This is a genomic window from Nocardia sp. NPDC052316 (assembly GCF_044547795.1).
GTDB lineage: Bacteria > Actinomycetota > Actinomycetes > Mycobacteriales > Mycobacteriaceae > Nocardia.
This window is the reverse complement of record NZ_JBIUBB010000012.1, coordinates 1-26,728: the sequence shown is the minus strand read 5'-3', so window position 1 is coordinate 26,728 and position 26,728 is coordinate 1. Positions and strand designations below refer to the sequence as shown.

The following is a 26,728-nucleotide window of genomic DNA, read 5'->3' as shown; positions in this document are numbered from 1 at the left end:
GCGCGTCGCGCATCTCACACAATCGGCTCGCCGTTGATCGGTCGATACGGCAGCCGGAACCAGATCAACGGAGCCTGGGGGTGCGACCTTCGCGGGCGGTGCCGCAATGGTGTGCTTGTGGCGCCCGGAGGTTGACCTTGACACGGTGTCAGGTCGTTGGGTGGACGCATGCATCCATACATTGGTTCGGGTCCGTACTGCTACAGCAATTCACTGGCGATGATGCTCGGTGCGCACGCGCCGACGACCGGGGTGATCGAGACGTTGACCGGGTCGCCGTTCGGCTTCCAACTGGAGAACGGCTCGAGACCGTTCTTCGATCCGATCGGGTGGCACCCGGAGATCGGGCTGGCCGCCGCCATCGACTTGCTCGGGTGGTCGTGTGTACGCAGCGACGGCGGGTCCGCCGCGGCGGCCCTCGATCGGCTGCGGGCGGCCTGTGCGCAGGGGCCCGCGCTGGCCGGGCCGCTGGAGATGGGTCTGCTGACTTACCGTCCGGATGCCGGAATCGCCATCGGCGCAGATCATTACGTGGTGGTGCTCGCCGTCGACGACGACACCGTGTTGCTGCACGATCCGCAAGGGAATCCGTACGCGACGCTGCCGAGCGAGGCGTTCCTCGAAGCCTGGCGCGGGGAGCAGGTGACCTATATCGATACGCCGTTCGTCCTGCGCTCGGGTTTCGTGCGGGATCGTGTCGTCTCCCCCATCGATGCGCTGGAATCCGCTATGCCGCACGCGGTCCGGTCGCTCGAGGGTGCGCCCCGCGCCGTCGAGGAATTCGCCGAGGTGGTCGCGAAAGGCCTGGACCCTGAGATCCGAAACCTGCTGGCCATCTTCGGCATTCGAGTCGGCGCCCGCCGCCTATCGGATGCTTCGGTGAGCTTGACCATGCTCGGCCGCACCGAGGCCGCCGCACTCGCCGCCGCCCAATCACGCATCGTCGGCAGCCTGCAATACCCCTTGGTCACCGGCGACGACGCGGCATTGATCGCCGCCCTGCACACACTCGCCGCCGGCTACGACCGCATGCGCGCCGCGCTGGTCGGCTGAGCCGACCGCACCACTCCACTGGGCCCGGACGCCTGGGTGCGGGATCGGCACTGCCGGGCACCCCGACTCTGGTGACGCGACGGAGCACCGGCCCGAGGCAGCAGAACGAATGTGCTGCGCGGCAATGACTGCCGATAGCAGCGAAGAGCCCCGAGAGGCGACGACGACGTCACGCTCTCGGGGCTCGGTTCGCGAAACTACCTACCGCTTCTTGGAGGTCCGCTCCCGCTTCTCCCGGACCCGCACCGAGATGCGCACCGGGGAACCGTCGAAGTTGAACTCCTCACGCAGCCTGCGTTCCAGGAAGCGGCGGTAGCCTGCCTCGAGGAAACCGGTGGTGAACAGGACGAACGTCGGCGGGCGGGTCGTCGCCTGAGTGGCGAACAGGATGCGGGGCAGCCGGCCGCCGCGCATCGGGGGCGGGGTCGCCGCGACGACTTCCTTGAGCCAGGTGTTCAGGCGGCCGGTGGAGATGCGCTTGTCCCACGACTCGAGCGCGGTCTCCATGGCGGGCACCAGCTTCTGCACGGCGCGGCCGGTGTGCGCGGAGATGTTGACCCGCTGCGCCCACGGCACCCGGACCAGGTCGCGATCGACCTCACGGTCCAGCTGCAGGCGGCGGTCCTCGTCGACCAGATCCCACTTGTTGAACGCCAGCACGAGCGCGCGACCGGAGTCGGCGACCATGCTGATCACCCGCAGGTCCTGTTCGGTGATCGGTTCGGAGGCGTCGATCAGCATGATCGCGACCTCGGAGGCCTCGAGTGCCGCCTTGGTGCGCAGCGAGGCGTAGAACTCGGTGCCGTTGGCGTGCGAGACCTTGCGGCGCAGGCCTGCCGTGTCGACGAACTTCCACACCTTGCCGCCCAATTCGACGAGCGAGTCGACCGGGTCGACGGTGGTGCCCGCGACGTCGTGCACCACCGAGCGCTCGTCGTCGGCCAGCTTGTTCAACAGGCTGGACTTACCGACATTGGGCTTGCCGACCAGCGCGACCCGGCGCGGGCCGGCGCCGCCGGTGCCTTCGCGCGGGGTCTCCGGCAGCACCGCGAGCACGTCGTCGAGCAGATCGCCGGTGCCGCGACCGTGCGCGGCGCTGACCATCCTCGGCTCGCCGAGACCGAGCGACCACAGCGCGGCCGCCTCGGACTCGACCTTCTGGTCGTCGACCTTGTTGGCCACCAGGATGACCGGAATCTTGCTGCGGCGCAGCATCTTCACCGCGGCCTCGTCGGTCGCCGTCGCGCCGACCACCGCGTCGACCACGAGCAGGATCGCGTCGGCGGTCTGCATGGCGACCTCGGCCTGGCGGGCCACCGACTGCTGCAGGCCCTTGGCGTCTGGCTCCCAGCCGCCGGTGTCCTGCACCAGGAAGCGGCGCCCGGACCAGTTGGCCTCGTAGGAGATTCGGTCCCTGGTGACACCGGGGACGTCCTCGACGACGGCCTCGCGCCGGCCCAGGATGCGATTCACCAGGGTCGACTTGCCCACATTCGGACGGCCGACGACCGCGAGCGTCGGCATGGCGAGCAGTTCTTCGCCGGCCAGCTCACCATCGAGATCGGTGAGCTCCCAGTCGGTTTCGTCACTCCAGATGCCGTCGCCGGCCATCACGTCTTCGGTCACTGGGAACCTCCCGTCCTGGTCGTCGAGATCTGCTGCGCGACAACGCGGTACAGCTCGTCGATGACCTCATCCATGTTCAGGTCGCTGGTGTCGACCAGCACCGCGTCGTCGGCCGGACGCAGTGGGGACACCTTGCGGGTGGAGTCGAGGTTGTCGCGCCGCTGCACGTCGGCGAGCACGGCCTCGTAGTCGTCGCCGCGGCCTTCGGCGATGTTCTGCTGGTTGCGCCGGTGGGCGCGGGCCTCGGCCGAGGCGGTCAGGTAGATCTTGGCGTCCGCGGCGGGCAGCACCACGGTGCCGATATCGCGGCCCTCGACCACGATTCGCTGTGCGGCCGTGGTGATCTCGCGTTGCAGCGCGACGAGCAGATCACGGACCTCCGGCACGGCGGACACCGCGGAGACGGCCTTGGTGACGGCGTCGCCGCGGATCTCCGAGGAGACGTCCTCGCCGTCGAGCTGGATCACCTCACGGCGCGGATCGGTGCCGATGGACAGCGGCAGCTCCTTGACCGCCGCACCGATGGCGGCGGCGTCGGTGAGCTCGATGCCCGCGCGCAGCACACGCAGGGTCGCGACCCGGTACATCGCGCCGGTGTCCAGGTAGCGGGCGCCGAGCCGGGTGGCAAGGCGGCGCGAGACGCTGGACTTGCCGGTGCCGGACGGGCCGTCCATGGCGACGACGAGCGGGCTCGTCCCCGTCGGCTGCCGTGGCGTCTCCACCGGAATCTCCACACCCATCACAACGACACCGCCTCGTAGAGTTTGCCGATTTCACCGCGGCCGAGCACGCGCAACGTGCCCGGCCGTTGGTCGCCGAGCGCGACCGGGCCGATATTGGTGCGCACCAGCCGGGTCACCGGATGGCCGACCGCGTCGAGCAGCCTGCGCACGATGTGCTTACGCCCCTCGTGCAACACGAGTTTCACCAGGGATCGTCCCTCGCCGATCTCGAGCACCTGGAAGCTGTCGACCTTCGCTGGTCCGTCTTCGAGCTCGATGCCGTCCTTGAGCTTCTTGCCGATGGCCTTGTGCACCTCGCCGTTCACCGTGGCGAGGTAGGTCTTGGACACCTCGTAAGAGGGGTGCATGAGCCGGTGCGCGAGATCGCCGTCGTTGGTGAGCAGCAGCAGGCCCTCGGTGTCGGCGTCCAGGCGACCGACGTGGAACAGGCGCTGACCGGCCGCGACACGCTCGGCGACGATGTCACCGACGCAGGGGCGGCCGAGATCGTCGGACATGGTGGACTGCCAGCCCTTGGGCTTGTTCAGCACGATGTGCACGAGCTCCTCGCGCACCATCACGCGGGTGCCGTCCACCCGGACCACGGCGACCTGCGGGTCGATCCGCAGACCCTGCTCGACCACGATGGCGCCGTCTACCTCGACCCGGCCCTGGGCGATCATCTCCTCGGCGGCGCGCCGGGAGGCGACACCGGCCTTGGCGAGGACCTTCTGCAAACGCTCGCCCTCGCCCCACGGCATCTTGGTGTGGCCTTCGGACGCAGCCGGTTCGACGTGCTGGCGCTTGGCCGGCTTGGCGTTGTTCAGCAGGGGTGCGGACGGGGTTTGCCGCTGTGGCTTGGGGTTCTTCTTCTTGCCGGTGGGCGCGGGCTGGGCGGCGCGGCGCTGCGGGATGCCGGGGCTGCGGCCGGTGCCGCCGGGGGTGGTGCCGCGATAAGAGTTGCCGGACTGAGCGTTGCCGCTGTGCCCGGCTTCGGTACGGCCACGGTAGGCATTGCCACCGGAACCGGCCTCACTGCGGTCACGGTACGAGGTGCCGCCCTGGTTGGCGCTGCCCTCGGTACGGCCGCGGTAGGCGTTGCCGCCGGAGCCGGCCTCGCTGCGGTTGCGGAACGAGCTGGTGCCCGGTGCGGAGCTGCGGTCGTTGCCGCCTTGGTAGGCGCTGCCGCCATCGGCGCGGTCACGGTAGGAGCTGCCGCCTTGCCCGGATGCGCCTTCGGTACGGCCACGGTAGGCATTGCCACCGGAACCGGCCTCACTGCGGCCACGGTAGGTGTTGCCGCTGTCCGAGCGGTCGCGGTAACCGCCGCCACCCTGCGCGTTGCCATCCCGGGCGCCGCGGTACGAACTGCCGCCCTGGCTGGAACCACGGCCCTGGTACGTGCTGCCACCGTCAGTGCGATCGCGATAGGAGCCGCCTTGCGCGGAACCACGATCGGTGCGGCCGCGATATGCGTTGCCGCCCTGCGTGTTTCCGCGCTGCGTGCTCGACTGCGCGCCGCGGTAGGCGCCGTCGCCGCGCGATGCGCCGCGGTCGGTCCCCCCTCGAGCGCCCGCACCCCGCACGGGGCGCTGCTGCTCGTCACTGCGTTTCCTACGATCCGGTGTGCCATCTCGGCGAGCGGAATTATTCATTTTGTCCTGTCAATCCTCGCTGCCGAGGTCCAAGTCGGCCTCGGCGGGTTTTTTCAGCCTGGTGTAACGGGGGTCCGTATCCAGACTCTCGTTGATCTCATCGATCAGGTCGACGCCCGGGAGCAGGGGCGCCAGTGGCGGCAGGTCGGACAGCGACGCGAGCCCGATCCGTTCCAAGAACAACTCGGTCGTGCAGTACATCGTCCCGTTGGTCTCCGGGTCGACGCCCGCCTCGGCGAGCAGGCCCCTGGCCAGCAGCGTGCGCATCACCCCATCGACGTTCACGCCGCGCACCGCGCTGACCCTGGTCCGGGTCACCGGCTGCCGGTATGCCACCACCGCCAGCGTTTCCAACGCCGCCCGCGTCAACTTGGTGCGGGCGCCATCGAGCAGCACCCGTTCCACATACGGTGCGTACTCGCTGCGAGTATAGAAGCGCCAACCGTCCCCGACGAAACGCAGATCGATCCCACTGCCCCGCGCGGACAGTTCCGCGCGCATCTCCCGCAACACCTCATCCACCCGCTCGGTGGTGTCATCCAACGCCGCCGCCAACTGCTCTACCGGGGCCGGAGCATCCACCACGAGCAACATCGCCTCCAACGCGGACCGGAACTCCGCGTCGTCGAGACGCTCGGGGGTGAACTCCGCCACTGTGTTGTCGGCGACTGGTGTCGCGTCGTAGGTGGTCGGGTTCGGGAGGTCGGGTTGCGAGGTGGCGTCGTTCGCTGATGGGGGGTTGTCGACGTCCGATGGGTTGGCTTTGTTCGCTGTTGAGGGGTTGTCGACGTCCGATGGGTTGGCGTCGGTAGCTGTGGACTCGGTGTCGGCGCTCGCGGTGGGGGTTGAGACGTCCGCGATCGGGGGCTCGGCCTCGGCGGACTTCGTCGCAGCCGTGGTCGCGCCGGCGGGAGTCGCGTCAGCCGAGTGCTCGGCGCCGATGGCATCCGTCGCGTCGGCTTCGAGTTCCGTCGCGTCCGAGACCTCAGCGTCCACGGTTTCCCTCACCCGTAGTCCTCCTCGATAGTCACAGTGTCCGACGGGTCGGCGTCGGGGGCATCGTCGCCGATCCAGCTGATGGAGAGTTGGCCGAGGGGGTCGGGTTGGTCGAACTCGATCGTTTTTCCTCGGTACAGCTCCAGCAGGGCCAGGAAGCGGGCGACGATCTCGATCGGCGCTGCGCAGTCGGCGACCAGTTCGCTGAAGGTCGTCCAACCGCCTTTGCCGCGTTCTTTGAGCCGTTCGAGCACGAGCGCGGCCTGTTCGGCGACCGAGATGGCGTGCGAGTGCAGGTGGTCGAGGCCGACCTTGGGCACCGGGCGGGGCCGGAAAGCGGCGGCGGCGATCGCGGCGAACTCGTGCGCGTCTACTCCCAGCGTAACCTCGGGCAGCAGACCGGCGAAGCACTCCTCCAGTCCGACGGCGCGCGGGTAGCGGCGCAGCGCGACGGCCTCCAGTTCGCCGAACAGCTCGGCCACCTGCTTGAACGCCCGATACTGCAGCAGCCGCGCGAACAGCAGGTCGCGCGCCTCGAGCAGTTCGAGGTCCTCGGCGTCGGTCATCTCCCCCGACGGCAGCAAACGCGCGGCCTTGAGATCGAGCAGCGTCGCTGCGACCACCAGGAATTCGGTGGTCTGGTCGAGGATCTTGTCGGCCCGCAAGGTGGTCGCGGCGGCGTTGGGGTAGGTGCCGTCGGACAGCGCGGCGGTCAACGCCTTGGTGTAGGCGATGAATTCGTCGGTGACCTGATGCAACGCCACCTCGGTGACGTCGAGCTTGCGCGAACTGATCAGCGTCAGCAGCAGATCGAACGGACCTTGGAAGTTGCTCAGCCGCAGATGGAACCCGGACTTGTCGTCCTTGGCCGCGGCGTCACCTGATCCGCCATCGCTCGAAGTCGCCGGTGCCGCAGCTCCTGAGCCACTTTCGCTCGCACTCGTCGTGTCGGCCGCTGCGTGCGCTGCTGTTGCGGGCGCGGCAGCACCGTTCGAAGTCGCCGCTGAATCGGGGGGCGCGGCGGCGAGAGTGGCGTCGCTCACCTGTGCGGAGACGTCGTCCGATGACGCGGCGGCCGTATGCGTCGCTGAATCGTCGGCGACCGCATCATCGTCGGCCACCGCATCGCCGTCGGCGACCGCGTCATCGTCGGAGCCGATCGGCTCAGGCGTCCCCGCGTCGCCCGGCGCACCTTCGCTCGAAGTCACTGTGTCGGCCTGTTCCGGGTCGTCCGGGCCTGCGTCGGCCCGCTCCAGGAGATCACCCGGTGTGGAGTCGGCGGCGGACTCCGAGCCGGTTGCGGGGGTAACTGCTGCGGGTCGCGCGGGGTCGTTGCTGCCGATCACCGGCCGGACCGGTGGATGACTTCCCGCGCCATCGCCCGATATGCTTCGGCTCCACTGGATTTCGGTGCCCACGTGGTGATCGGCTCGCCCGCGACGCTGGCGTCGGGGAACCGGACGGTGCGCGAGATGGCCGCGTCGTAGACCAGATCGCCGAACACCTCGACGACCCGCGCCATCACCTGACGCGAATGCAGTAGTCGGGCGTCGAACATGGTGACCACTATTCCGTACAGGCTCAGCCGCGGATTCAGCCGGTCGCGCACCTTTTCCACGGTGTCGTTGAGCAGCGCTAAGCCACGCAGCGAGAAGTACTCGCACTCCATCGGAATGATCACGCCGTCGGCGCAGGCCAACGCGTTGACGGTCAATAACCCGAGCGACGGCTGACAGTCGATGATGATGTAGTCGTAGCGGTCGCGGATGGAGTGCAGCGCCCGGCCGAGCGAGTGCTCCCGCCCGACCTCGTTGACCAGCTGGATCTCCGCCGCCGACAGGTCGATATTGCTGGGCAGCAGATCCATGTTCTCGACCCGGGTCGGCATCAGCACGTCATCGATCGAACCCTTGGAGCCGACCAGCAGGTCGTGCACGGTCAGGTCGAGATCATGGTGGGCCACACCCAAACCCGCCGACAGCGCGCCCTGCGGGTCGAGGTCGACGAGCAGTACTTTGCGCCCGTATTCGGCGAGGGAGGCGCCGAGATTGATGGTGGAGGTCGTCTTGCCGACGCCGCCCTTCTGGTTGCACATGGCGACGATGAGGGCGTCGCCGTGCCGGTCCAGCGGTGGCGGGTCGGGCACCAGGCGCAGTGGGCGCCCGGTCGGTCCGAGTGCCGCATCCTCGGGGATTGGTTCGGCCCCGGTGCCCCACAGGGTTTCGGCCGCGGCCTCCGAGTACGGACCCGAGCGCGCACCCGTAAGCGGCTCCGCCCCAGCACCCATCGGCGGCTCTGCCGCTCCGGCTGATGTCACGATCCGCTGCTCCTTATACGTTCCTGCCCGTTGCCTCGCCGAGCGTAGCGAGGCGGATCAGGCCCGACCCTCGCTTTCGTACGGTCCGACTCTCGTTAGACGCTACCGCTTGCGAGCGTGCAAGTGCCGCGACGCGCGCGGCGTGTTCGCGGCACCACGCCGAGCCCCGAACAGCAAAACGCTACCCCGTATCGCTCAGCGCCACTCCGGGTCACCGTCGAAATGCACGTCGAAGCGGTCGTGCAAGTCGTCCATGCTGTCCCATTCCGCCTCCCCGCGGGCGATCCGGCCGAGCTGCCGGAAGTATTCGAACCGGACGATACCCGGTGTCAGTACGGCGAGAAACTCCGCGGGTCCGTCCGCCGACGCGCCGAAAGCGTGCACGGTGCCGGGCGGCACGACGACCAGTCCGCCTTTGCGCACCGCGCTCAGTTCGCCGTCCACGAGAAACTCCATGGTGCCGTCGAGGACGTAGAAGATCTCGGTGGATTGCGTGTGGTGATGCGGCCGAGTGCCATTCGCGCCCGCGGCGAGGACGAGACGGTTCGCGCCGAACAGGCCGTCGGACCGCTCGCTGTCCTCCAGCAGTTGGAAGGACCCGCCGCCGGGCAGCGCCACCGCTTCGACATCGGATTCCTGGACGATGAAAGACTTTGCCACTCAACTCACCTCACGTTCGCGCACGCCGGGCCGCACTGCGCGGGCCCGGCACGGAGGATCAACTGGACCGCAGTCCGATTTGTTCCCCTCTTCCTTCGAACGTTGCTGCCGCAATCTCCATCCACCAAGCGACGAGACACACAGAGCCGCCCTACGTTTCACACGGTCGACGAGCCTGGTGCACCGTATGAGCCGCTAGCGGGCGCGCGGGTGGGCGGTTGCCCAGACTTCGCGCAACGTGTTGACGGTGACCAGGGTGTAGATCTGCGTGGTGGTCACCGAGGCGTGGCCGAGCAGCTCTTGGACCACGCGCACATCCGCTCCCCCGTCGAGCAGGTGGGTGGCGAACGAATGCCGCAGGGTGTGCGGCGAGACGGTGGCGCCGATGCCCGCGCGTTCGGCGGCGGTCTGGAGCACCTGCCAGGCGCTCTGTCGCGACAGCCGTCCGCCCCGCGCGTTGAGAAAGAGCGCGCCCGCGTTGCCTTTTCCGCCGGCGGCGAGCTTGGGGCGTCCGCGGACCAGGTAAGCGTCGACGGCGGCCAGCGCGGGCCTGCCGATCGGCACCATGCGCTGTTTACCACCCTTGCCGTGCAGCACCACGGCGCGTTCGTCGGTGTCGAGATCGTCGACGTCCAGCCCGACCATCTCGGAAATCCGTGCGCCCGTGGAGTACAGCAGTTCCAGCAGGGCGCGGTCGCGCAGCCCACGCGCACCGCCGTCGGTGCCCGGCGCGGCATCCGGATCACTCGCCGAGCCACCGCCCGCGGCCTCCAGCAGCTTCAGCACCTGGTCATATGGCAGCGCCTTGGGCAACCTGCGACCGGGCGCAGGCGGCTTCACCGCGTGCGCGACATCGGTGGTGGTCATCCCCTCGGCCGCGGCGAAGCGGTGCAGCCCGCGCACCGCGATCAGCGCGCGCGCCACCGAACTCGCGGCCAGCGGCGGGAACTCGGCGCCGCCTGCCCGCAATGCCATGGTGAACTCGGCGACATCGCCCTCGGCGACCTGATCGAGCGCGGTGACGCCGCGCCCGGTCAGGAAGTCGAGATACCGGCCGAGGTCACGCCGATAGGCGCCGAGGGTGTTGCGCGCGGCGCCGCGCTCGACCGCGAGATGGTCGAGGTAGGCATCCAATTCGCGCGCGAGCACCGGCCGGCGCCCGTCAGTCCGCGGACTTCTCGGCCGCCTTGCGGCGCAGGAACGCGGTGGGCTGCCCGGGCCACGGCGCGTCGGCCTGCCGCAACTCGGCCTTGCTCGCCCGAGCCGCGGCCAGCGCGAGGACACCGGCGACGGCGGTCGCGTTCACGATCTCCCCCGCGAGCGCAGCGCGCACCGCCTCGTCGACCGGCATGCGCACGATCGCGAGGTCGGCCTCCTCGAACTCCGGCTCCGGCTGGTCGGTCTCGTACAGCCCGCGGGCGCAGTACACCCGCAATGCCTCGTCGGTGAACCCCGGCGAGAGCGCCACATCCACCAGCACGGACCACTCTCTGGCCGCCAGCCCGGTCTCCTCGGCCAGCTCGCGCCGCGCCGCGACGAGCGGATCCTCGTCGGGCAGGTCGAGCAGACCGGCGGGCAGCTCTAGCAGCCGCCTGCCGATCGGGTGCCGGTACTGGTTGATCAGCACCACGTTGTCGTCGTCATCGATCGCGGCGACGGCGACGGCTCCGTGGTGCTCGATCACCTCACGCTCGGCGACGTGCCCGCCGGGCATCCGCACCTGGTCCAGGCGCAACGCCAGGATGGCGCCGCTGTAGACGGTTTCGCTGGATACGGTTTCGAAATCGTGGCTGCCCGGTCCGGCGGTGCCACCGTCCTGCGTCATCGCCCTACGCCTGGTCCGCCGCGCTCGCGAACTCCTCGTCCGGAATGTCGACCGGAAGCCGCTCGGCCAGCTTGTATTTCAGCGCCGCCGCGACCAGCGCCGCGAACAGCGGGTGCGGACGGGTCGGCCGGCTCTTCAGCTCCGGATGCGCCTGGGTGGCGACGAAGAACGGGTGCACGTCGGCGGGCAGTTCGACGAACTCCACCAGGTGCCCGTCCGGCGAGGTGCCGCTGAACTTCAGCCCGCTCTTGGCGATCCGGTCGCGGTAGGCGTTGTTCACCTCGTAGCGGTGCCGGTGCCGCTCGGAAACCTGCTCGCTGCCGTAGGCCTGGGCGACCACGGAACCCTTCGCCAGGGTGGCCGGGTACGCGCCGAGGCGCATGGTGCCGCCGAGATCGGCCTCGCCCGCGACGGCCTGTTCCTGATCGGCCATCGTGGAGATCACCGGATGCGGAGTGTCCGGCTCGAACTCGGCCGAGTTCGCCTCGACCAGGCCGACCGAACGGGCCGCCTCGATGACCACGCACTGCAGACCGAGACACAGGCCGAGCAGCGGAATGCCGCGTGCTCGGGCGTAGCTGATCGCGCCGACCTTGCCCTCGATGCCGCGGATGCCGAAGCCACCGGGGATCAGGACCGCGTCCACGTCACGCAGCGCGGCCTGGGCGCCTGCCGGGGTCTCGCACTCGTCCGACGGCACCCAGCGGATGAGTACCTTGGCCCGCGAGGCGAATCCGCCCGCGCGCAACGCCTCGGTGACCGACAGGTAGGCGTCGGGCAGGTCGACGTACTTGCCGACGAGCGCGACCTCCACCGTCTCGCGCGGCGAGTGCACCCGGTCGAGCAGATCGCCCCACACGGTCCAGTCCACATCGCGGAACGGCAGTCCGAGCTTGCGCACCACGTAGGCGTCGAGGCCCTCGCGGTGCAGTACGCGCGGGATGTCGTAGATCGACGGCGCGTCCGGAGTGGAGATGCAGGCGTCGACGTCGACGTCGCACATCAGCGCGATCTTGCTCTTCAGCGCCTGCGGCACCTCGCGGTCGCAGCGCAGGATCAGCGCGTCGGGCTGGATGCCGATATTGCGCAGCGCGGCCACCGAGTGCTGGGTCGGCTTGGTCTTGAGCTCGCCCGACGGCGCGAGGTAGGGCACGAGCGAGACGTGCAGGAAGAAGACGTTGTCCCGGCCGACATCGTGGCGGATCTGCCGGGCCGCCTCCAGGAACGGCTGCGACTCGATATCGCCGACGGTGCCGCCGATCTCGGTGATCACCACGTCGGGGGTCTGCCCGTCCGCATCCGGGGCGCTCATCGCGACGACCCGGCTCTTGATCTCGTCGGTGATGTGCGGGATCACCTGCACCGTGTCGCCCAGGTACTCGCCGCGGCGCTCCTTGGCGATGACGGTCGAATAGATTTGCCCGGTCGTGACATTCGCGTCCCGGGTCAGGTCCCTGTCGAGGAACCGCTCGTAGTGACCGACATCCAGGTCGGTCTCGGCCCCGTCCTCCGTCACGAAAACCTCTCCATGCTGGAAGGGGTTCATGGTGCCGGGATCGACGTTCAAATACGGGTCGAGTTTCTGCATCGTGACGCGCAGCCCACGCGCCGTCAACAGCTGACCGAGGCTGGAGGCGGTAAGACCTTTACCCAATGAGGAGGCGACTCCACCACTCACGAAGATGTGCTTCGTAGCCGTTCGCGCCTGATTCCGTGTATGACCCACGGGTCTTCACGGTAACACGGATCGCGCGTGGGGAACTAACGCCACGCACGTTTGCTGTTGGATCGCCGGAGCGTTGATCATGCGCGGTGTGGGCGGTTGTGAGGGAGGTCGCCGAGCAGGGTGTGCGGTATCGCCGTCGGTCGGGTGAGCTGCCCCATCGGGAGGTGCGGCGACGCCGACTCGGCGGACCGCGTGCTGCTTATTCCTGCGGGCCGCAGCGAAGCGGGTTGTCAGCGCGGCGCGACGAAGCGGGATGTCAGCGCGGCGCAGCAAAGCGAGTTGTCAGCGCGGCATTGCGGCCAGCGTCAGCGATGTTGCCTTGGCACCGGTGCCGTAGCGACCCGTGCCGCCGTTGAGCTGCTCGCTCAGCGCGAGCACGGTGGTGACGCGGCCGATCTCCCGGTCGAGGTTGTCGACGGTGCTGACCGTGGTGGCGAGCGGGCCGTCGGACCGCACGATGGCCAGCGGTCCCGGGTTCTCGGCGGCACCGGAGCGCCCCGCCAGCACGACACCCGCGCCGCGCCCACGCAGCGCGCCCGCGAAACGGGCGATGTTGGCACCCTGACTGTTCTCGGCGGACTTCGCGCCGTTACCGGTGATCACCACCGCCGATTGCGCCGGACGCACCGGGGTGTCGCCGTAGGCGAGGAAGCCGCCGCCGCGCAGCGTCTCCAGCACCAGACCCAGTTCCTGCGGGGTGCCGCGGGTTTGCCCGTTGGCCGGATCGAGCAGCAGGACCAGGCCGAGCAGGTCGCCCGCCATGCTGCCCTGATCGACTGCGCCGGTGCGCAATTGGGCGCCCGCCGGGATGACATTGGTGACCGCGGTGCGCATCCGGTCGCCCTCGGTGGCGTCGACGAACGCGTCGGTGAGCGCGATCCGGCCGGTGATCGCGGCGCCCGAGGTCTCCAGCGCCTTGGTGACGCCCTCGATATCGGCGGGATCGGCGTCGGGGGTGGTGAACACCGCGACGCTGCGATCGGCCAGGGTGCCGCCGAGGATGCGGCCCGCGGATCCGGCGATGAAGCGGTCGGCCGAGTTCAACTGATCGGTGAGGCGCCGGTTCTGATCCGACACCGTGTCGACCTGCTGGCGCAGATCCGATTTGTCCGCCCGTAGCCCCGATAGCAGATCCGCTGCCAGCGTTTGCGAGCCGAGCACCACGCCGATGGCGAGGGCTAAAAAGATCGCCGCGATCGAGATGGCGTGCTGGCGTAACGAGATCATCGTTCTCCCTTGGTCATTTGTCGCCCGCGCCGACCAAGCCCTGCGCCCACAGCGCGAAGCGATCCCAGGTGTCGGCGGCCCAGGTCACGGCGTCGGTGCCGGTGTTGGAGGCCAGCAGCACCACGATCACCGCGATCAGGGCGGCGAGCACCACCATCGCGATGCCGATGCCGGACACCCGGTTTCGGTACAGCGTGGCCACGGCCTTGGCGTCCATCAGCTTGGTGCCGAGCTTGAGGCGGGTGAGGAAGGTCGCCGGGTTGCTCTCCCGGCGGCTGCGGTCGAAGAAGTCGTCGAGCGTGGCGGCCGCGCCCGCGGTGACGATCAGGGACGCGCCGTGGTGGTGGGCGAGCAGCAGCGCCAGATCGGCGGGCGCGCCGGAAGACGGGAAGGTGGTCGCGCCGATGCCGAGATCCTGGATGCGTTCCAGACCCTTGGCGTGGCCGTCGGTGTCGGCGGGCAGGATCACCTCGGCGCCGCATTTCAAGGTGGCGGAGGTGATCTCGTCGGGGTCGCCGACGATGAGGTCGGGGCGGTACCCCTGTTTCATCAGGGTGTCCGCGCCGCGGCCGACGCCGACCATGATCGGCACATACTCCTTGATGAACGGCTTGAGCCGCTTGAGGTCCTCGGCGTGATCGGGACCGTCGGCCACCACGACCACATGCCGGTGCTTCATCGCCAGTTCCAGCTCCGGCACGCCGATACCGTCGATGAGCAGGGCGCTTTCGGTGCGGATGAACTCGATCGTGTTGCCCGCGAACGCTTCCAGGTGATCGGCCAGGCCGTTGCGCGCCTCGATCATCCGTTCGGCGATGTCGGAGTCGGTCAGCTCGATGCCCTTGACCAGGACCTCGGGTTCCTTCTTGATCACCTTGTCCGCGTAGACGACGCCCTCGTCGATGCGGACCTTGACGCCGTCCTTGATCTTGCTGAACGCGTCGGAGCTCACCGTGTCCAGCAGCAGGATGTTGTTCGCCACCAGTACTTCCGGACCGAGGTTGGGGTAGCGGCCGGAGATCGACGGCGACGTATTGATCACCGCGACCACGCCCGCCTCGACCAGGCGATCGGCGGTGAGGCGGTCCAGGTCCATCTCGTCGAGCACGACGACATCGCCTGGTCCGACCCGTTTCAGCAGGCGCCGGGTGTTGCGATCCACCCGGGCTATCCCGGAGAGGCCGGGCAGCGTTTCGGTGTTCCTCGACAACAACGCCAGCATCTTCATGGATCCGATGCTGCACGCAAACCCTAAACCGTTGGTGGAGGCGCGCCGTACCACCTACCACATACATCACTGTGACAACACTGACACCACATGCGACACGCGGAAGAACTCGTCGCACGGCGGTCTGTTGTGTCGGCTGTCACATTGGCGGGTTTAGTTCGCGCGCCTAACGAGCGTGGCCGCTATCGTTTCGTTACCGTCGACCAGCCCCCGACAACATCTCGACGTGACGCGACGAAGGACGACAGCGTGATGCGGCTCGAAACCACTGTGAACACCGGGCGATTGCGCCGTGGACCAGACGTTTCGCCTATATCGGTGGGTTCGGGACAATACAGACAAATTCGGGTGAGTCGATGAGCGTGAATCCGGGGCGGGGTCTCGAGCGACGAGCCGTGGGCGATCAGCGCAAATTGGACAGGGCTCAGCAATGTGACAGCTACTCGATGAGCTGGGTCGAGTCGGTGCCGTTCGAGGATAAGTGGACGTCACCGGAGGATCGGTGGACGTCCCTGGAGGACCAGTGGACATCGCCCGACGGTCGGTGGGCATCGCCCGATGATCGTTGGGCGTCACCCGAGGACCGGCGGGCTTCACCCGAAGCTCAGTGGACGTCCCCCGAGGAACAGTGGACGTCACCCGACGGTCGGTGGGCATCGCCCGACGGTCGGCGGGTGTCACCCGAGGACGGCTGGGCTTCACCCGACGGTCAGTGGGCATCGCACGACGGTCGCTGGGCGTCGCCTGAAGACCAGTCAGCGTCACCCGAGGATCTGCCGCAGGAAAACCCGACACAGCCAGCCGCCACCTGGCAGGCGACCGGTAAAGCGTGGCAGTCGCCCCCGAGTCACTGGGCATCACAGGCGGGCTGGCCGGCACCCGAAGACCCGCCGACTCGGTCGGCCGATCTGTTGGCGTCACAGGAGGATCGACCGTGGTCGTCGCCGAACGATACGTGGCGGCCACCGAGAGGCCGGTCGGCGCAACCGGCTGAGCGGTGGCCGTCATCGGACGATGAGCCGGTGCAGTCGGCTGATGCGTGGACATCGGCCGTCGCGGATGTGCCGACTCGACCCAAGCGCCGCGGCGGCAGGCACCGCATGCCCGCACCGCCGACCGCATTGAAAGGTCGCGCCGCCATCATCGCGGTTGCCGCAGGCGCATTCGTCGCCGTCGGGCAGGATCTGTTGGCGGGCAGCGACCAACCGCCGATGGACACCACCGTGGTGCCGATGGCACTCGGCCAACCGCAGTCGGCGGCCGCGGCACCGACCGGTACCGAACCGGGATTGCTCGATGAAGGCCCGGCCGATCTCGGTCAATTCAGCGACATCCTGCAGAACGGCAGCAAGGTCGCGGCGGAGATGTCCGCGCAGGCCGCCGCGAAACTGCGCCCGCTGTTCACCAAGTTCACCTCCGGCACCTTCACCTCCGGCTACGGCATGCGCTGGGGCGCGCTGCACGCCGGCGTGGATGTGGCCGCACCGATCGGCACCCCGATCGTCGCGGTCGAGGACGGCACCGTCATCAGCGCCGGACCGGCGAGCGGCTTCGGTATGTGGGTGCGGCTGCTCGGCGACGACGGCACGATCACCGTCTACGGCCACATCAATACAGCGCTGGTCAACATCGGTCAGCACGTCCTGGCCGGCGACGAGATCGCCACCGTCGGCAATCGCGGCGAAACCACCGGCCCACACTGCCACTTCGAGGTCTGGCTCAACGGCACCGACCGCGTCGACCCGCTCCCCTGGCTCGCCACCCGCGGCATCAGCCTCGGCGCCGAACGCGACTGACACCACACCCTCGTACCTCACCGTCGCCGAAACCTGGGACAACGGCAAGCCGGCCACGAATCCGGCTGCTCAGTGGAGCGGCACGCTGATGAGGTAGGGATCATGCTGTCGATAGTCCATATTTACGATCGATCGGTCGTACTATAGCCGTAGGGCATTGCCGACGGTGATCGCAGGAACGAGGATCAGCAAGTGCGTCGGCTTCACCCGTTCGGCTCCACTCGAGCGAAAGGACCCGCGATGCCTAGCATGCTCCCGAACTACCACGTGGGAATTGTCGTTGCCGATCTTCGGCAGGCCATGACCGAGCTGAGCAAGATCGGCTTCGAGTGGCACGCTCCGGTCCGGAACGACAGCGACGTGCACACCGACGGCGCGCCACGCACGATCACCCCATGGATGGCCTACTCGAAGCAGGGCCCGCCGTATCTGGAACTCCTCGAACAGATGCCGGATACCATCTGGGCGGAAACCGGACTGCACCACCTCGGCGTCTGGGCCGACGACGTCGTCGCAGAGTCCGAGCGACTGACCGCCGCGGGCATCCCGCTGCTGAACGCCCAGCACGACAACAACACCGGCGCGCCGACCCGTTACCACCAGACCTTCGACGGTGTCCGCTTCGAACTGATGGACATCGGCCGGACCGGCCCAGGGTTGGCGACCTACTTGAGCGGCGCCGCCGACAACTACCTCAACGGCATCGCCGATAAGTACTTCGACGAGCTTGCCGCAGGGCGCTAGCCCATCAAGGTGGCCTCGGCGGATGGATGATGCCTCGACCCAACTGTCTGTGACACCGGTTACACAGGGCACCGGGCCTACCCGGTACTACCTATATGCTGCCCGTCACAGGTAACTCGAAGAGGAGACCCCATGGCCAGCACGACTGTCGACGCCGTCATCGCCGCCCCGCGTGATGTGGTGTATCGGCTCTTCGCCGACCGCGAGAGCATCAGCCCGTACCTTCCGATCAAGGTCAAGCTGACAAAGCCGGGGCTGACCGAGCGCGAAGGCGTCGGCGCGCAGCACCTGCTCGGCGTCGGTCCGCTCGGCGTCACCGAGGAGATCACCAAGCTGGTGCCCGGTGAGCGGATGGAATACAAGATCGTCAAGGGTGCCCCGGTGAAGCGGCACGTCGGCGTGGTCACGTTCACCGACGCCGCCAACGGCACCCTGGTCTCCTACACGATGGAGTCCGACCCGAGCCTGCCCGTACCCGCCAAGGTGCTCGAGTTCGGCTTGAAGAACCTGATCACCCAGTTCATCAAGGCGGCCCAAAAGGCTGTGCGCTAGCAGTTCACCTCGGTCATTCCGGCGGACAACGGAATCGGATCGGGACCCCCGTTCCTGCACTTTTTGGGTCCCGAGGTTCGCCGGAATGACAGATCCCCGTCGGCAACCGCGATGGTGAGCTCGAAACTCGAAACCCACAGAACGTCCACACGTTCCACCAGACATCCGGCGCTTGTGGACGCTATCTGAGCCGAACTCCAGAGTCGGCCCAGTTGAGCAGAGACAGCGTCGAGCGCGGTGTGCCGCTGCGGCCATGAGCCCAACGGCGGCAGCCAGCAGCTCCTCAGCGTGCGCTGTCTAACCTCAACAGCGCCTCAGACCAGACAGTCCGCCCCGAACTTCTCCGCGCGGGCGAGCTCCAGCAGCGCCTTGGCACGCCTCCGGCCTATATCGACAGCGGCCGCGGGTAAGAAGGTCGCGCCGAAAGATTTCGCCCCACGCGCGCTCCAGCAGCTCCTCGGCGTGCGCCCGGCCAATCTTGACAGCGGCCCGGCTGAGCCGCGCAGGGACTGCCAGGTCGCTCGAGGTCTGCGGCACCGCCGGGCTGGACGTCCCGACGCCCGCGACACCGGATACCAGGAATCGTCGGCCTTCGGGTGTGGGCCGCTGACCCCGACGGCGACCGGATCTAGATCACGGGCAGGCGCGGCGATGGCCGCAGGGCTAGACAGCCGCCCCGGACTTCTCCGCGCGGGCGAGCTCCAGCAGTTCCTCGGCGTGCGCCCGCCCGGTCTCGGTGTCGTCCAAACCGGCCAGCATGCGGGCTAATTCGATGACGCGTTCGTCCTTGGTGAGCGCGTGCACGCCGCTGTTGACCTTGCCCTTGCCGTCGTCGGATTTGTCGACCACCAGGTGGGTGTCGGCGAAGGCGGCGACCTGGGGCAGGTGGGTTACCACGATGACCTGGTGGGTGCGGGCGAGGCGGGCCAGTCTGCGGCCGATCTCCACCGCCGCTCGTCCGCCGACGCCCGCGTCGACCTCGTCGAACACCATGGTCGCGCCGTGGTCGGAGCTGGCGAGCACCACTTCGAGGGCCAGCATCACCCGGGAGAGCTCACCGCCGGAGGCGCTCTTGCTCAAGGGAAGTGACTGCGCACCGGAGTGCGCGGACAACCGGAACTCCACCTCGTCGATACCGGCCGACCCGGCGTGCACGTCTTTTCCGTCGATGGTCAACGGCGCCGAGTCCTGCGGTCCCGCGGGCATCGGATGCACCTCGACCTCGAGCCTGGCCTTACCCATCGCCAGACCGCCCAATTCGGCACTCACCGCGGACGCGAGCTTGCCCGCGGCCTTCTTCCGCGCGGCACTCAGTTTGCGCGCCGCCTCCCGCACCCGCTCCGCCGCGATATCGACCTCGGCGGCCAACGCCGTCAACGTCTCCTCGGACACGTCGAGCGAGCCGAGGCGGCTACGTGCGTCATCGGCCCAGGCGATCACGCCGTCGATGTCGGGCGCGTACTTGCGGGTCAGCGACTTCAGCTCGGCCTGCCGGGTGAGCAGCGAGTCCAGCGCGCCGGGGTCCGAGGGTAAATCCGAGAGGTAGCCGCTCAGTTCGGTCGTCAGATCCACCACCACCGCGATGGCTTCGCCGAGCCGCGGCCCGAGCGCGGTCAGCGCGGGATCGTCGGCCGAGTCGATCCGAGCGCGCGCGGCACCGAGCAATTCCAGTGCGCCGGAGCCCTCTTCGGGCGAGTCGACGGGACCGGCGAGGGCGTCGTGCGCCGTCGCGGCCGCCTCTCGCAGGGAGTCGAGATCGCTGAGCCTGCGGACTTCGTCGACGATGCGCACGTCCTCGCCGGGTTCCGGTGCGATGGCGTCGATTTCGGACAGCGAATGCTGGAGCCGGTCCGCTTCCTGCGCCAATTCCCTGCTGCGCGCTGTCCGTTCGAGCAGTTCGGTGCGGGCATCCAACCAGGCACGGCGGTGCACCGTGTACTTGCGCAACAGCGGCCCGACGGTGTCGGCGGCGAACTGGTCCAGCGCCGACAACTGCTGGTCGGGGCGCTGCAATCGCAGCTGGTCGTTCTGTCCGTGCACCGTCAGCAGCGGCGCCGTGAAATCGGCGAGCACCGAAGCGGGAACGCCGCGCCCACCCAGATGCGCGCGGGACCGCCCGTCGCTGCCGACCGTGCGGATCGCGATGATGCTGCCGTCGTCATCCTGTTCGGCCGCAGCCGATTCCAGCACCTGCGTCACTTCCGCGCGGGCGGCGTCGTTCACGTCGTCGACGGTGAAGCGACCCTCCACCACCGCGCGCGCCGCACCGAGCCGGACCCGTCCCGCGTCGGCGCGCGCACCGCTCAGCAGGTGCAGGCTGGTGACCACCATGGTCTTGCCCGCGCCGGTCTCACCGGTGAGAACAGTGAGGCCCTCGTGGAATTGCGCGGTGGCCGTGGAGATGACGCCAAGGCCGTCAATCCTGATCTCGGTCAGCATGTGTGCTCTCCGTTCGCCGTCGGCCACGCCAGCCTGTCACGGGCAATTGGAACTTGCGCACCATCCGGTCCGCGAACGGCGCGGAATCGAGCCGCACCCAGCGCACCGGCTGGGCACCGCGGACCGCTTCCAACCGGCCGCCCCTCGGCAACTCCAGGGTGCGCCTGCCATCCAAGAAAACTATCGCATCGTGACCGGTGGCGACGCATTCGACCGCGATCCGCGACTCCGGGCTGGTCACCAGCGGCCGCGCGAACAGGGCATGGGCATTACTCGGAACCACCAGCAGTGCCTCGAGTTCCGGCCACACCACCGGGCCGCCCGCGGAGAACGCATAGGCGGTCGAACCGGTGGGCGTCGAGATCAAGATGCCGTCGCAGCCGAACGCCGACACCGGCCGTCCGTCGACCTCGAGCACCAACTCCAGCACGCCTGTCCGCGAGGCGTTTTCGATGCTGGCCTCGTTCAACGCCCAGCCGGTCTGCACGATCTCGTCGTCCATCCGGACGGTGAAGTCGATGGTCATCCGGTGTTCGATGCGGTAGTCGCCCCGAACCACGTGTGCCAGTGCGTCATCCAGGTTCTCGGCCTCAGCCTCGGTCAGAAAACCGATGCGGCCCAGGTTGATACCGAGCACCGGCACCCCGGCCGGGCGGGCCAGTTCGGCGGCCCGCAGGAAGGTGCCGTCACCGCCGAGCACCAGCACCATCTCGCAGCCGATCGCCGCGTCCGGGCCGTGCTCGACCACCCGCACCGGGTAGCCGCCCGGCTCGGCCTCGAACCGGGTGTCGACCGCCTCGTCGGCGAGCACGCGCAGGCAGATGCCCGCGTCGGCGAAGATCTTCGCTACCCGGTGCGCGGTCTCGATGATCTCCGCGCGGCCCGGATGTGCCACCAGCAGGATCTCCCGGCCACCGGCTCTGGTCGGCGCGTTCACTGTGGACCCTCCTCAACCGCACGCTCGACGAGAGCAGCGACTCGCTCCCCGTCGTCTTCGGGCTGCCCGTCTTTGCGCAGCCATACGAAGTATTCGACATTGCCCGACGGGCCAGGCAGCGGGCTCGCCACCACCGCCTCGGTGCGCAGGCCGAGCGCCGCGGCCGCGGTGGCGACGTCGCGGACCGCTTCGGCGCGCAGCGCCGGGTCCCGCACCACGCCACCGGAGCCCACGCGTTCCTTGCCGACCTCGAACTGGGGTTTCACCATGGGCAGCAGATCGCCGCCCGGCGCGGTGCACGCTGCCAGCGCGGGCAGCACCAGGCCGAGCGAGATGAACGACAGGTCGCCGACGACCAATTCGACTGTGCCGCCGATGGTTTCCGTGGTGATGCCGCGCACGTTGGTGCGATCGACCACGCGGACCCGGTCGTCGTTCTGCAACCGCCAGATCAGCTGGCCGTAGCCGACGTCCACCGCGACCACCTCGCGGGCGTCACGCGAGAGCAGCACATCGGTGAAGCCGCCGGTCGACGCGCCCGCGTCGAGGCAGCGTTTCCCCGCGATGGTCAGCCCGGCCGGCTCGAACGCTGCCAGCGCGCCGAGCAGCTTGTGCGCGCCACGGGAGGCCCACGACACCTCGTCGGGCTGCTCGCGGACCAGCAGCGGCGTGCCCGCCTCGATGGCGGTCGCCGGCTTCACGGCGACCGTTCCAGCTATCAGGACGCGACCGGCGCCGATCAGCTCGACCGCGTGCTCCCGCGATCTCGCCAATCCGCGGCGAACCAGTTCGGCGTCCACGCGCGCGCGTCTGGCCACCTCAGATCTTGTCCACCGTGGCCAGTGCCTGCACGAGCACGTCGTGTGCCTGTTCCAGGATGCGCGCGCGGCGAGTGATGTCCGTGCCGGATTCGGCGCCCTCGGCCGCGGTCGGCGAGCCCGGCCAGCTGGTGCGCGTGGCGAGTTCGGTGAGCAGGCCGTCGATCTCGCTGCGGATGCGCTCCGGGTCGGCCGGCTCCGGGCGCCCTGGGCCGCCCGGCAGATGCTGACCGGGCAGCGGGGCTCCGGGGCGGGGTCCGTTCGCGCCGGGTGCGTGCATACCGGGGCCGGTCGGGCGGGGCATGGGAGTAGTCATCGTGGCGTCAACGCTATCGGATTTCCGAAGCGGACGCGCGTACCGTCACGGCTCGTCCCGGGTTGCGCCGCAACCGGTCGGCGAGGTCCGCGACGAGGTCGCTCGGGTCGGTGTCCGATTCAGCGGGCACCGGCGGGTAGTTCAGTGCGTCCAGCGAATCGGCGACATAGGTGGGGAGGAACTCATCCGCGGCGCCCTTCAGCTCGTCGAGCGTGCTGACACCGGTCAGGACCAGCAGCGATTCGAGACCGACGGTGTTCGCGCCCTCGATGTCGGTGTCGAGCCGGTCCCCCACCACCAGTGCGCTGCGGGTTCCGGCGCGCACGAGCGCATCTTCCAGCAAGGGCGCATAGGGCTTGCCCGCGACGATCGGTTCGCGATCGGAGGCGGTGCGCAGCGCGGCGACCATCGAGCCGTTGCCCGGCGCGAGGCCGCGCTCGTTCGGCAGGGTTTTGTCGGTGTTGGCCGCGATCCACAGCGCGCCTGCGCGCAGGGCGTACGCCGCTTCGGCGAGGTCGGCCCAGCACGTTTGCGGTGAATGTCCTTGTACGACAGCGGCGGGTGCGGTGCCGTCGAAGCGGCGGACGGGGTGCAGGCCGACGGCGGTCACCTCGGCGGCCAGATCGTCGGTGCCGACGACCAGCACGTCCGCGCCCGGGTCGAGTTGTTCGGCCAGTAGCCGCGCGGCCGCCTGCGCGCTCGTCACCACCTCATCGGTGCTCGCGCGGAAGCCGAGCTCGGTCAGGTGCGCGGCGACCGTCTGAGGTGCCCTGCTGGCATTGTTGGTGACGTACATGAGCCGCTGCGCGGTCTCGTCGTGCGCCAACGCCGCCGGGGCGCCCTCGATCACCGCGTCGCCGCGGTACAGGGTGCCGTCCAGATCCAGCAGCAAGGCTTCGTAGCGATCGCGTAGCCGCTGCGCTTGGTTACCTACCAATGTCTCCGGCACCCCGCATGTTTCCTCACGTCTTCCTAATCGTCGCCTGCACAGTTCCGAACACCGCGCCCGCCGGACACCGTCACCGCGCCGCGGCGGTAGCCCTCGGCAGGTCCGAGAAACCCGAACACTACGCCAGCGGGCCGACAGGAAAACGAACGGCGTCACCCCCAGAGGCGGCGCTCACAGCCCTTCCAGCGACCAACCGCACAGGCAGGGGTGGCACAAACGACGAACGGGACATGACAGCGGCTCTTCTCGCGATTCGCCGCCGTCATGTCCCGCACGTTGAACTAGTTGGCGATGCAGTTGCCCGCGCCGTCGGCCTTGCCTTCCTTGGGCGACATGATGCCGGGCACCGAGCAGTAGGTGTCCTTCGGCATCGGAACGAACTTCACTTCGTCGCTTCCTGGCGCGTGGCAGGTTGCCTGCGCCCCCACGCCGCCGGGGAGGTTGATGCTCTGGGTGAATTCGAGGCCGGCCTCTTCGCAGACGCGCTTGGCCTCCTGCCCGTAGTCGAACGGCTCCGCGTTAGCCGAGACGGTGCCCATCGCAGCCAATGCTGCGGCGGCCAAGCCGACGAATACCGTTGCCCGGACACTGCTCATCGTGAATCTCCTTGTAATCAGACGGTCCCGTTGGCGTATCGCTGATCTGCACAACGTCTTCCGGCCATGCCATCCGTAAGTCGGCACACCCGTAGCGATTTCGCGCCACGAGAACCATACGTGGTCCGTACAAGGCTAGCCGCGTATTCCGACGAACAATTCGCCGGGCGCGGAGCAGCGAAACCTGCTGGCCTGCCGAACAATTTAGGAAACTGGTCGGCACGCTTCAGTGGTCGACGAACGTCGGTTCGACTTCCGGACAGCCGCCCGGATTCTGACTTCCCGTGGTTCGACTTCGCCTGGCCTGCTAGAGCTGTAGATCGTCGTCCGGGAGGGTGCCGCCGGTGAGTTCCTCGGCGCGTTCTTCCGCGTCGGTCTCGCCGTCGAGGTCGGCCGAGGCGGCGTTGAGGAACCAGGTGAGGCCCTCGTCGGTGCGGCCCGCGGCGACAAGGGCGTCGGCGTAGGCGTAGAAGAGGCGGGCTGCGGCCGAGCCGGTGCGGGACGGGTCCAGTTCGGAGGTCTGCAGGGTGACGACAGCCTGGTCGTACTCGCCGAGGTCCATCCGGGCGCCCGCGACAACGATCCGGAGTTCGGTGGCTTCGTCACCGCTCAGGGCACGGGCTTCGTCGCTGCGGCCCAGTTCGATGGCGCGTTCGGGGCGGCCGAGGCCGCGTTCGCAGTCGGCCATGACGGCGAGCAGGCCGGAGCCGCCGGACATCCGGCGAGCGGTCCGCAGCTCGGACAGGGCTTCCGCCCATTCACCCGCGTGATAGGCGGTGACGCCTGCGGTTTCGCGCACCACGGCAATACGGCCCGCGCGTTGCCGGGCGGCGCGCGCGTGCGCGAGAGCGAGGCGTGGGTCGTCGTCGATCAGTTTGGCTGCCATCACCAGGTGCCGGGCCACCGCTTCCGCGTTGGACTTGTCCAGGCTCAGCAGGTCGCGGCGGACAGCGGGCTCCAAGTCGGAGGGCTGCACGTCATCGGGAAGGTCGGGTTCCTCCGGGCGCGCCGCACGACGCTCCTGCGACCGGTCGTCACCGACACCGCGAGCACCCTCACCACCACGACGCCGATTGTCCGGTCCGTTGCCCCGCGAATCGCCGCCACGGTCGAACCCACCACGTCCACCGGAGTCGCCACCGCGCTTGAAGCCGCCGCGATCGCCGGAATCCCGCTGGCCGCCCGAGTCGCCACCACGATTGAAACCGCCACGGTCGCTCGAGTCGCCGCCGCGGTTGAATCCGCCGCGGCCGCCCGAGTCACTGCCACGGTTGAAACCACCACGGCCGCCGGAATCCCGCTGGCCGCCCGAGTCGCCACCACGATTGAAACCACCACGGCCGGAGTCGCGTTGACCACTGGAATCGCCACCACGGCTGAATCCGCCACGCTCGCCGGAACCAGCGCGGTTGAAACTGCCTCGGCTATCCGATTCGCCACCACGGCCGAAATTACCGCGGTCGCCGGAGCCACCACTGCGATTGAAACCGCCACGGTCGCTGGAACCACCGCCGCGATTAAAGCCGCCACGGTCGCTGGAACCACCGCCGCGATTAAAGCCACCGCGATCGCTGGCACTGCCGCTGCGGTTGGATCCACCGCGGTCGCCGGAGTCACGCTGGCCACTGGAGTCGCCACTCCGATTGAAGCCACTACGCTCCGCGGACCCACCGCTCCGGTTGAAGCCACCGCGCTCGCCCGAGCCACGATTGAAACCGCCACGCTCGTCCGAGCCACCGCCGCGGTGGAAACCGCCGCGCTCGCCGGAACTTCCGCGCTGCCCGGAATCACTGCGACTGCTGGAGTCGCCACCACGGTTGAAACCGCCACGGCTGTCCGAATCGCTGCCACGGTTGAAACCACTGCGGTCGCCGGAGCCGCCGCTGCGGTTGAAGCCGCCACGGTCACCGGAGTCACTGCCACGGTTGAAACCGCCACGCTCGCCGGCACCGCCGCTGCGGTTGAAGCCGCCACGGCTACCCGAGTCGCCACCACGGTTGGAGCTGCCTGATGAGCCTGCGTCGTCACGGCGGTTGAAACCGCCGGAGTCGCCACGGTTGCCTGCGCCGCGCGAGCTGGAATCACCGCTGCGGTTGAAGCCGCCGCGGTCGCCGGTGTTGCCGCGCTGGCCGGAGCCGCTGCGGTCGCCGGAGTCGCTGCGTTTGAAGCCGCCACGCTGGCCGCTTTCACGGTCGGGGCGCTTGCTGGCCGAGTCTGCACCGGACGCACCGCTGCCCTGGGAGGGGCGATCGGATCCCTCGCCGCGCCGGAAGGACTTCCGGTCGTCGTCGTTCTTTTCCGACACGGTGATCCCTTTCTGAGGTCCGCAAGAGTGGTCGGGTGCCCCACAAATTCAATCACGTGTCCTGGTGGGGACATGACACGGCAAGGTCGTCCAGGCACGGCAAGGTGCTGAAACGACGATAGGGGACCCAGAATCTGGGTCCCCTATCGTGAAGGATGTTCCGGCGGTGTCCTACTCTCCCACACCCTGTCGAGTGCAGTACCATCGGCGCTGGCAGGCTTAGCTTCCGGGTTCGGAATGG

At 68.6% G+C, this 26,728-nt stretch carries 21 protein-coding genes and 2 pseudogenes; 4 read left to right on the top strand and 19 right to left on the bottom strand.

Going from position 1 to position 26,728, the window contains the following annotated elements:
• The first annotated feature begins 168 nt into the window (after window positions 1-168).
• Window positions 169-1,053, top strand: coding sequence for a hypothetical protein (locus ACIHA7_RS38630; protein WP_397296953.1), 885 nt, complete (start codon window positions 169-171; stop codon window positions 1,051-1,053).
• A 201-nt stretch (window positions 1,054-1,254) separates the two neighbouring features.
• Here the strand turns inward: ACIHA7_RS38630 and der are convergent, their stop codons facing one another.
• The 12 genes and pseudogenes from der to steA form a co-directional block, all read right to left on the bottom strand.
• On the bottom strand, window positions 1,255-2,664 hold the full coding sequence (der, locus tag ACIHA7_RS38625; protein WP_397297016.1) for a ribosome biogenesis GTPase Der: 1,410 nt from the start codon (window positions 2,662-2,664) through the stop codon (window positions 1,255-1,257).
• Between the two features lie 11 nt (window positions 2,665-2,675).
• Window positions 2,676-3,419 (bottom strand): (d)CMP kinase, encoded by a 744-nt coding sequence (gene cmk / locus ACIHA7_RS38620; protein ID WP_397296950.1) that lies wholly within the window; start codon window positions 3,417-3,419, stop codon window positions 2,676-2,678.
• Window positions 3,419-4,474 (bottom strand): annotated as a pseudogene (locus ACIHA7_RS38615) (pseudouridine synthase); the annotation flags it as partial. The gene cmk and the pseudogene ACIHA7_RS38615, both read right to left, overlap by 1 nt.
• Before the next feature lie 591 nt (window positions 4,475-5,065).
• Window positions 5,066-5,710: an SMC-Scp complex subunit ScpB gene (gene scpB, locus ACIHA7_RS38610; RefSeq protein WP_397297013.1), complete on the bottom strand. Its 645-nt coding sequence runs from the start codon at window positions 5,708-5,710 to the stop codon at window positions 5,066-5,068.
• 350 nt (window positions 5,711-6,060) lie between these two features.
• Window positions 6,061-6,894 (bottom strand): segregation and condensation protein A, encoded by an 834-nt coding sequence (locus tag ACIHA7_RS38605; protein WP_397297010.1) that lies wholly within the window; start codon window positions 6,892-6,894, stop codon window positions 6,061-6,063.
• Window positions 6,895-7,394: 500 nt separating this feature from the next.
• Window positions 7,395-8,339 (bottom strand): ParA family protein, encoded by a 945-nt coding sequence (locus ACIHA7_RS38600; protein WP_397297007.1) that lies wholly within the window; start codon window positions 8,337-8,339, stop codon window positions 7,395-7,397.
• Between the two features lie 225 nt (window positions 8,340-8,564).
• The gene (locus tag ACIHA7_RS38595) at window positions 8,565-9,029 is read right to left on the bottom strand and encodes a cupin domain-containing protein (RefSeq protein ID WP_397296948.1); all 465 of its coding nucleotides are present in this window, start codon (window positions 9,027-9,029) and stop codon (window positions 8,565-8,567) included.
• Between the two features lie 195 nt (window positions 9,030-9,224).
• Entirely contained in the window at window positions 9,225-10,178 is a 954-nt protein-coding gene (xerD, locus tag ACIHA7_RS38590; protein ID WP_397296946.1) for a site-specific tyrosine recombinase XerD, read from the bottom strand.
• Between the two features lie 13 nt (window positions 10,179-10,191).
• Window positions 10,192-10,854 carry an NUDIX domain-containing protein gene (locus tag ACIHA7_RS38585; protein WP_397296943.1) on the bottom strand — a complete coding sequence of 221 codons (663 nt, stop codon included), beginning with the start codon at window positions 10,852-10,854 and terminating at the stop codon, window positions 10,192-10,194.
• Between the two features lie 4 nt (window positions 10,855-10,858).
• Complete coding sequence (locus ACIHA7_RS38580; protein ID WP_397296940.1) at window positions 10,859-12,580, bottom strand: CTP synthase; 1,722 nt, start codon at window positions 12,578-12,580, stop codon at window positions 10,859-10,861.
• Window positions 12,581-12,862: 282 nt separating this feature from the next.
• The gene (locus tag ACIHA7_RS38575; RefSeq protein WP_397296937.1) at window positions 12,863-13,807 is read right to left on the bottom strand and encodes a copper transporter; all 945 of its coding nucleotides are present in this window, start codon (window positions 13,805-13,807) and stop codon (window positions 12,863-12,865) included.
• Window positions 13,808-13,820: 13 nt separating this feature from the next.
• Window positions 13,821-15,035: a putative cytokinetic ring protein SteA gene (gene steA, locus ACIHA7_RS38570; protein ID WP_397296936.1), complete on the bottom strand. Its 1,215-nt coding sequence runs from the start codon at window positions 15,033-15,035 to the stop codon at window positions 13,821-13,823.
• A 1,022-nt stretch (window positions 15,036-16,057) separates the two neighbouring features.
• Here steA and ACIHA7_RS38565 point away from each other — a divergent pair.
• From ACIHA7_RS38565 to ACIHA7_RS38555, 3 genes are all read left to right on the top strand, one after another.
• Window positions 16,058-16,831 carry a M23 family metallopeptidase gene (locus ACIHA7_RS38565; protein ID WP_397296934.1) on the top strand — a complete coding sequence of 258 codons (774 nt, stop codon included), beginning with the start codon at window positions 16,058-16,060 and terminating at the stop codon, window positions 16,829-16,831.
• A gap of 240 nt (window positions 16,832-17,071) precedes the next feature.
• Entirely contained in the window at window positions 17,072-17,575 is a 504-nt protein-coding gene (locus tag ACIHA7_RS38560) for a VOC family protein (protein WP_397296931.1), read from the top strand.
• 132 nt (window positions 17,576-17,707) lie between these two features.
• A complete protein-coding gene (locus tag ACIHA7_RS38555) occupies window positions 17,708-18,127 on the top strand; it encodes an SRPBCC family protein (protein WP_397296929.1) in 420 nt (139 codons plus the stop codon).
• A gap of 663 nt (window positions 18,128-18,790) precedes the next feature.
• Here the strand turns inward: ACIHA7_RS38555 and recN are convergent.
• From recN to ACIHA7_RS38520, 7 genes and pseudogenes are all read right to left on the bottom strand, one after another.
• A complete protein-coding gene (gene recN, locus ACIHA7_RS38550; protein WP_397296926.1) occupies window positions 18,791-20,566 on the bottom strand; it encodes a DNA repair protein RecN in 1,776 nt (591 codons plus the stop codon).
• Window positions 20,544-21,503, bottom strand: a complete 960-nt coding sequence (locus tag ACIHA7_RS38545; RefSeq protein ID WP_397296923.1) for an NAD kinase — start codon at window positions 21,501-21,503, stop codon at window positions 20,544-20,546. The genes recN and ACIHA7_RS38545 overlap by 23 nt, the downstream gene beginning before the upstream one ends.
• Complete coding sequence (locus tag ACIHA7_RS38540; RefSeq protein WP_397296920.1) at window positions 21,500-22,321, bottom strand: TlyA family RNA methyltransferase; 822 nt, start codon at window positions 22,319-22,321, stop codon at window positions 21,500-21,502. Before ACIHA7_RS38540 ends, ACIHA7_RS38545 begins: the two co-directional genes overlap by 4 nt.
• A gap of 1 nt (window position 22,322) precedes the next feature.
• Window positions 22,323-22,637 carry a hypothetical protein gene (locus tag ACIHA7_RS38535; protein WP_325050712.1) on the bottom strand — a complete coding sequence of 105 codons (315 nt, stop codon included), beginning with the start codon at window positions 22,635-22,637 and terminating at the stop codon, window positions 22,323-22,325.
• 13 nt (window positions 22,638-22,650) lie between these two features.
• Entirely contained in the window at window positions 22,651-23,574 is a 924-nt protein-coding gene (locus ACIHA7_RS38530) for an HAD-IIA family hydrolase (RefSeq protein WP_397297004.1), read from the bottom strand.
• Between the two features lie 293 nt (window positions 23,575-23,867).
• Window positions 23,868-24,182, bottom strand: coding sequence for a hypothetical protein (locus ACIHA7_RS38525; RefSeq protein ID WP_397296916.1), 315 nt, complete (start codon window positions 24,180-24,182; stop codon window positions 23,868-23,870).
• 307 nt (window positions 24,183-24,489) lie between these two features.
• Window positions 24,490-25,536: pseudogene (locus ACIHA7_RS38520) on the bottom strand (tetratricopeptide repeat protein); the annotation flags it as partial.
• Window positions 25,537-26,728 lie beyond the last annotated feature (1,192 nt).

Coding starts and splice junctions, on each gene's coding strand:
- ACIHA7_RS38535 (WP_325050712.1), bottom strand. CDS start 22,637: ATGACTACTCCCATGCCCCGCCCGACCGGCCCCGGTATGCACGCACCC.
- cmk (WP_397296950.1), bottom strand. CDS start 3,419: ATGGGTGTGGAGATTCCGGTGGAGACGCCACGGCAGCCGACGGGGACG.
- steA (WP_397296936.1), bottom strand. CDS start 15,035: ATGAAGATGCTGGCGTTGTTGTCGAGGAACACCGAAACGCTGCCCGGC.
- ACIHA7_RS38600 (WP_397297007.1), bottom strand. CDS start 8,339: ATGGGTGCTGGGGCGGAGCCGCTTACGGGTGCGCGCTCGGGTCCGTAC.
- ACIHA7_RS38525 (WP_397296916.1), bottom strand. CDS start 24,182: ATGAGCAGTGTCCGGGCAACGGTATTCGTCGGCTTGGCCGCCGCAGCA.
- ACIHA7_RS38555 (WP_397296929.1), top strand. CDS start 17,708: ATGGCCAGCACGACTGTCGACGCCGTCATCGCCGCCCCGCGTGATGTG.
- ACIHA7_RS38560 (WP_397296931.1), top strand. CDS start 17,072: ATGCCTAGCATGCTCCCGAACTACCACGTGGGAATTGTCGTTGCCGAT.
- ACIHA7_RS38575 (WP_397296937.1), bottom strand. CDS start 13,807: ATGATCTCGTTACGCCAGCACGCCATCTCGATCGCGGCGATCTTTTTA.
- ACIHA7_RS38630 (WP_397296953.1), top strand. CDS start 169: ATGCATCCATACATTGGTTCGGGTCCGTACTGCTACAGCAATTCACTG.
- ACIHA7_RS38585 (WP_397296943.1), bottom strand. CDS start 10,854: ATGACGCAGGACGGTGGCACCGCCGGACCGGGCAGCCACGATTTCGAA.
- recN (WP_397296926.1), bottom strand. CDS start 20,566: ATGCTGACCGAGATCAGGATTGACGGCCTTGGCGTCATCTCCACGGCC.
- der (WP_397297016.1), bottom strand. CDS start 2,664: ATGGCCGGCGACGGCATCTGGAGTGACGAAACCGACTGGGAGCTCACC.